Source organism: Ilyomonas limi (assembly GCF_005233845.1).
Lineage (GTDB): Bacteria > Bacteroidota > Bacteroidia > Chitinophagales > Chitinophagaceae > Ilyomonas > Ilyomonas limi.
On record NZ_SZQL01000030.1, the window covers coordinates 25,650 to 32,346 of the forward strand.

Consider the following 6,697-nt stretch of genomic DNA (forward strand, 5'->3'; position numbering starts at 1 on the left):
CTTTTTTGTTTGAATATCGTTAATAGATATATTGATGCCTTTATTTGGTAATAAGTCCATTTTCAGTTAAATAATATGATATACGTCTGGCTCGTATTTCTAATCTTCCTGCTTATGGTTTGCAGCTGATATGGGTAAACTATTTGAGCCAGGTATAAGTCCAATAATAAAGCGGTTTGGCACTTTGTCTGTCGCAAACGAACTTTACACTATGAATTATCTTGCCCATGCTTACCTGTCTTTTAACCACCCCGAAATACTTGCTGGCAATATGATGAGTGATTTTGTAAAGGGTAAGCAAAAGTTTATTTACAGCAACGAGATACAAAAAGGCATTACACTGCACCGCCTCATAGACCAGTTTACCGATACACATGCCGCCACACACGATGCCAAACAATATTTCAGGCCTGCCGTAGGTTTATATGCCGGTGCTTTTGTAGATATTGTGTACGACCATTTTTTAGCATTAGATAACACCTTGCATTCTGCACAGGGTTTAGCCCGTTTTGCGGAGACAACTTACGATATACTTGAAAAATTTGAAGTTATTTTACCACAAAAATTTGCCCGTATGCTGCCGTATATGCGCACGCAAAACTGGCTATATAACTACCGCACCATTCAAGGTATTGAGAACAGTTTTGGCGGATTGGTGCATCGCGCCGTTTACCTCAATAACAGCCTGGCAGCATTCAACGCCTTTATGCAGCATTACGATGAACTGAAACAATGTTATACAGCTTTCTTTCCAGAAGTAAAGTCGTTCGTCCAGGCGCAATTGTTGCTTTTATCCACCGAAAATAAAGGCATCTAATTCATTGCTGCAAGCAGCACATTACCTTTACACCATGTGCGGTATTGCAGGCATTATTACTCCCCATTCATCATTAATACAACAGCAACGGCTACAGCAAATGGCAGATGCCTTGCGGCACCGCGGACCGGAGCACGAAGGCTTTTGGGTAAATGAAGAAAAAACTGTTGGCTTTGCACATCGCCGGCTTTGCATTCTCGATTTATCGCCCGAAGCTAATCAGCCTTTTCACTACCTCCATTACACACTTGTTTTTAACGGGGAAATTTATAACTATATCGAGCTAAAAAAGGAGCTTCAGCAGGCTGGATATACTTTCACTACTTCCACCGATACAGAGGTGATTCCGGCTGCGTATGACTATTGGAGCGAAAACTGTTTGCAACATTTTGATGGCATGTTTGCCTTTGCCTTGTACGATGCCAAACAGCAAACCCTGTTTATGGCGCGTGATCGCTTTGGTGAAAAACCATTGTATTATTATCCTATATATACGCAACGCGGCAGGTTCGATCAAATTCTGTTTGCCAGCGAAATAAAAGCCTTGCTGGCAGCAGGCGCAAACAGGCATTTGAATGGTACGATGATGCTCAATTATATTGCCTTGGGCTATGTGCAAAATCCTATTAAAAAAACAGAAACATTTTATAGCAATATCCTCTTGCTGCCGCCGGGCAATTGTTTGAGCATTATTCCTTCGCAAGGCAAAATAAGACTGCGTAAATGGTACAAACCTGCATTATCAAGTATGATTATTGAGGAGAGCAAAGCAGTTGAACGCTTTGCAGCATTATTTTCCGCATCGGTGCAAAAGCGCCTGCGCAGCGATGTGGCGGTGGGTACTTCGCTCAGTGGCGGGCTGGATAGCAGCAGCATTGTAGCCGCCATTCATCAGTTAAAAACAAGTGCACCACACTGGACGAATGTGGCATTCACAGCAGTATTCAATGGTTTTGAAAAAGACGAAACTGCTTATAGCAAAGAAGTGGCAAATACGTATAATATTCAGCAATATTTTACGCAGCCAACAGCAGAGGACTGGATAAAAAACTGGCAAGCGTTGATGTACTATCAGGATGAGCCGGTGCAAAGCAGCAGCGTGCTTATACAATACATGGTGTATCAATTGGCAAAAGAAAAAAACGTTACTGTATTGTTGGATGGACAGGGCGCTGATGAAATATTAGGTGGCTATAAAAAGTATATGCATTGGTATTTACAGCAGCTTTTACTACAACGTTTTGCTTTATTTATAAAAGAGAAAAGAGCATTGCGTAAGAACCATTTTTTGCAACAATGGAACTGGAAAAATTATATTGCTGCCTATTATCCGCACAAAACGGCAGAACGCCTGCAACAGCAAGCATTGCAACAAATAAACAACCATGCAGCTTTTAATGCTGAGTTTGTGATGCACTACCAAAATAAGGATACGCTTATCAAACCGGTAGTACGTCAGTTAGAAGACATATTGCACTACAATACGTTTACTTTTGGACTGGAAGAATTGCTGCGCTATGCCGATAGAAATTCGATGGCACATTCTCGCGAAGTGCGCTTGCCTTTTTTACAACATGAGCTGGTTGAGTTTGTTTTCGCATTGCCCGCTAACATGAAAATAAAAGACGGTTTTACCAAGTGGATATTGCGCAAAAGCATGGACCATTTTTTACCCAAAAACATCTGCTGGCGCAAAGACAAAACCGGCTACGAACCACCGCAACAGCAATGGATGCACAATAAAAGAATACAAGAGATGATATACGAAAGCAAGAAAAAATTAGTTGCTGAAAAAGTGTTGAATGAGCAGGTATTAAGCAAAGCAGTAAAACCCAAAGGCGCACATGATAAAGACAATTTTGACTTTAGATATTTAAGTGCCGCTACGCTAATGGCAAACGGATGACATGGACTAAAGCATAGATAGATTTCGGACGATGATTATTCTGATAAAGAATGCTGATGATACTGATTCATTTACTTAATACATCCTTTCTCAGCCGTGCTTTAGTCCGTGCTATCTGTGTACTAAAATAATTCGTGCAATTCGCCTCTTTCGTGCTTTAAAAATCTGTACTTCAGTCAGTGTCATCTGTGTGCTATAATTTCGTGCTATTAAATCACTGCAAATACTTATGAAAACAAACATTGGCTTAGGAACAAAAATGATACATGCCGGTGCAGAGCCGGATCCTTGCACCGGTGCTATAATGACACCTATTTATCAAACATCAACTTACGTGCAGGAGTCGCCGGGTAAGCATAAAGGCTATGAATATGCACGCTCGCAAAATCCTACGCGCTTTGCTTTGGAACGCGCTGTAGCAGAAATAGAAAACGGTAAATATGGGCTGGTATTCAGCAGCGGCGTGGCAGCAACCGATGCAGTAATAAAATTACTAAAGCCCGGCGATGAGGTGATTGCTGCTGCCGATATGTATGGTGGCACATACCGCTTGTTCAGTAAAGTATTTCAAAAGTTTGGAATCATTTTTCACTATGTAAATATGCAGGATGCGGCTGCCATCAAGCCATTCATCAATAAAAATACCAGACTCATCTGGACGGAAACACCTACCAATCCATTGATGAATGTTACCGATATTGAAGCAGTTGCCAACATAGCCAAAGCGCATAATATTTTGCTTTGCGTAGATAACACCTTTGCTTCGCCTTACTTGCAAAACCCGCTTGACTTTGGTGCCGACATCGTAATGCACTCGGCTACCAAATATTTAGGTGGACACAGCGATGTAATACAAGGGTGCCTTATTGTAAATGATGATAAACTGCGTGATGATTTATATTTTATACAAAAAAGTTGCGGCGCTGTACCTGGTCCACAAGATTGTTTTTTAGTACTTCGTGGCATTAAAACATTGCACGTGCGTATGCAACGGCACTGCGAAAATGGAGAGCAGGTGGCCCATTACCTGCGTAGCAATGATAAAGTGCAGCACGTGTACTGGTGTGGCTTTGAAGACCATCCCGGCTATGCGGTTGCTAAAAAACAAATGCGCGGTTTTGGCGGCATGATGAGCTTTACATTAAAAGACGACAGCATAGCAACAGCTAACAAAGTATTGTCTTCCACCAAAATATTTTCGTTAGCCGAAAGCCTCGGTGGTGTGGAATCATTAATCAACCATCCGGCTTCTATGACACATGCTTCTATACCACGCGAAGAACGTTTGAAAAATGGCTTAACGGACTCTTTAATTCGCCTGAGTGTAGGTATCGAAGATGCCAAAGATTTAATTGCCGATTTAGCACAGGCAATTGGATGAGATTGGTGAATTTGTGAGTGGTGAGAAAGTGTTACATCACTCACAACTGACCATCCACTATTTACAAAGGAGCTATTCAGCGATACAGTTTTAAGCAATGGCTGTTTTTGCATCTGCCGCCACCTTGCCTAGCGTCGCTTCTTCCAGCAATATTCTTAGTGGCGTGCCATTACTGTCGTACTCCCATTTTACCAGTCGTATGCAGCCATCGCATATTTCAATACCGGTAATATCGCCATCGCTAAAGCAGCAGCAACCGCTATTAAAATAGTTGGGCTTAAAACCGGTAAAATCGGGGAGTACCTCGCCCTTTGTAAAGCGATGATGAATGTGCGATTTTATTTCTTCCACAGCCTTTGCATCATTCCTTTTTACGGCTTCTGCCAGCCTGTTATACAATCGCTCCAGCAAGGTGAGTGATTCAAACACGGGCTGGTGCGTATGCCCGGTAATAAGGGCAATATTATTGTTGCTGCTCCACTCATACATCAGCGTATTGTGTGCTGTTTTTAGCTGCGTATCATATGCCGGTGTATTGGGCTTTATACACAGGTAAGCCTGCAATTTTGCCCATACGTTCGATACAAACCATTTGCTAAACCAGTTGCCGTCGCTTTGTAAATCGCCCTGATGCCCATGCGTAAGAAATAGTTGAAAAGAACGCTCGTGGATATATGTTTGTAAAATCACGCCTTCGTAAATAGTTACCGGCTGTTCATAAATACTTTTCAATTCAGCAGGCGCAGTAATAAAATCATTGCCCCAATACAAATCGTGGTTGCCAAAGATTTTGAGGTATTTATTTTTTTGCAGGAATAATTTCTCTTTATCAAAAGAAGCGCTATTGCTTTTTTTCACCGGCGCTAAGGTATTTTCCCAAAGCTCTTCACAATCGCCGAGGTTAATGAAATAATAATCGTTTTGATAATAATAATCTAATGCTGCGAGATAGTTTTTTTCGCAAGGCATAAAATCGTCCGAATCATTTTTGGCACCTTTATGCTGGTCGGATAACACAACAAACTTATCCCGGTGTATATCGAAAGGAATGGCCAAGCCTTTTTTAGTATTGCCCTTAATAATCTCCTGGTGCAAATCGGTTAAGGCTTTAAACACACGTGCTTTATCGGGGCGCGAAGACCATTTATCAGCAAGTCGCATTACCGGTTTGGTCAGCCATTTTTGAAGCAGCTTGCGCATAGGCTAAAGATAGGTGAGAAAAATATTTACAAGTAGTATGCAAAATGCTTGCGGAATTTTAGGGATTTTATTTAACCAGGGTTTTGAGTTTGTTATATAGTGATTGATTTTTTTTTCCTGTTGTAAATGGAGCTTGTAAGTGTAGGGGGAGATGTATTGGAGCTTCGCAAAATGGATCGTATAAATCAATTGCATAAATACCACTGCTTTAGGTGGATTTGCGCAGCTTGATAGTTGGAGTTGCATATATTTGGAGTTTAGCGGTAATCTTACTAACAGACGAAGTCCTTAAATGAAACACAAAGTAATCGACATCGAAAATAGAGACGAAGTATTACAAAAGTCTGATAAACTTATCCACGGTTTAGACGCAGGAATTCAAGCAATATCAATGGACTTCGGTTACCACATTAAAAACACATTTACAGAGCCTAAAATATTTGACCTTAGAAATAATATTTCTTACAGGCTTAGTAGCTCAAGGTTCCATTTTCATTTGTTATTTCGTCAGTTAAATGATATTCAACTAAAACATGACAACTTAGAAATTTCGAATGACATCAGGAATTCTTCTGTATGGCATTTGGAAATTGATAAAAGACAATTAAGCTATTTGCTTGACAGTATCGTCTTTCATCTATCTTCTGTTTTCGATTATTCAGCCATTTTAATCAATTACATTCTTGCAAAAACAGACGATACACCCAATTGGAATAAAATTGAAAACCATGCAAGAGGTAATTCTGGTCCGTTTTCAAATGAAAAAATCAAATAATGTAAAAGAATGTGTAGTTGAAGTTCATAATAACTTTGTCAGACAACTTTACGATTATCGTTCAGACATAATTCACAGAACGTCTGACATTCTTAGTGCATCTTTTGCTCATGAATTGAAATCAAATAAAAAGACAATACTTTTTTTATCTTCAAAGCTGCAACAGAAAAGATTTAAAGGCTTGCAAGACTTAGAAAGTAAATACACCGTTACTTACTTTGTTCATCACTTGATATTACAGACAATTGAGAGTTTAGCAAATTTATTACGAGTGTTAAGAAACTACATGGAAGACAACTCAAATAATCAAAGTCTAATGGAAGAAGGTAAAGTAATGTTTGCTTACATTGGCGACAACAAAGAAATTGTTTCGCCAAGCATAATGTATTGGAACGAATTTGAACGTATTTTTCATGAGCAATCTGTATAAAAACTACCGCTAACATTGGTATTGCCAATAGTGGGGCTTGACATTGAAACAATCAGCAGCGGTAATGTCTCGTCCTGAAATAGGTTGACTAAAAAACAGCCTATTTATGGATTTAAAAACACAAATTATTACAGAGTATTTAACGCAGGGAGTGGGCTTCAGACAGCTTGCTCAAAAGTATGGCATCA

At 40.0% G+C, this 6,697-nt stretch carries 6 protein-coding genes; 5 read left to right on the forward strand and 1 reads right to left on the reverse strand.

Translation table 11 applies throughout. The features are described 5' to 3' along the window. Positions 1-211 precede the first annotated feature (211 nt). From FC093_RS22145 to FC093_RS22155, 3 genes are all read left to right on the forward strand, one after another. On the forward strand, positions 212-817 hold the full coding sequence (locus FC093_RS22145) for an acyl carrier protein phosphodiesterase (protein WP_137264006.1): 606 nt from the start codon (positions 212-214) through the stop codon (positions 815-817). Positions 818-821: 4 nt separating this feature from the next. Next, a complete protein-coding gene (asnB, locus tag FC093_RS22150) occupies positions 822-2,723 on the forward strand; it encodes an asparagine synthase (glutamine-hydrolyzing) (protein WP_240743413.1) in 1,902 nt (633 codons plus the stop codon). 229 nt (positions 2,724-2,952) lie between these two features. Next, the gene (locus tag FC093_RS22155; protein WP_206106659.1) at positions 2,953-4,104 is read left to right on the forward strand and encodes a cystathionine gamma-synthase; all 1,152 of its coding nucleotides are present in this window, start codon (positions 2,953-2,955) and stop codon (positions 4,102-4,104) included. A 90-nt stretch (positions 4,105-4,194) separates the two neighbouring features. Here FC093_RS22155 and FC093_RS22160 read toward each other — a convergent pair whose 3' ends face one another. Then, positions 4,195-5,304 (reverse strand): metallophosphoesterase, encoded by a 1,110-nt coding sequence (locus tag FC093_RS22160; RefSeq protein ID WP_137264007.1) that lies wholly within the window; start codon positions 5,302-5,304, stop codon positions 4,195-4,197. A gap of 292 nt (positions 5,305-5,596) precedes the next feature. Here FC093_RS22160 and FC093_RS22165 point away from each other — a divergent pair, with 292 nt between their 5' ends. Then, positions 5,597-6,079, forward strand: a complete 483-nt coding sequence (locus FC093_RS22165; RefSeq protein ID WP_137264008.1) for a hypothetical protein — start codon at positions 5,597-5,599, stop codon at positions 6,077-6,079. Continuing rightward, positions 6,063-6,509: a hypothetical protein gene (locus tag FC093_RS22170; RefSeq protein WP_137264009.1), complete on the forward strand. Its 447-nt coding sequence runs from the start codon at positions 6,063-6,065 to the stop codon at positions 6,507-6,509. The genes FC093_RS22165 and FC093_RS22170 overlap by 17 nt, the downstream gene beginning before the upstream one ends. Positions 6,510-6,697 lie beyond the last annotated feature (188 nt).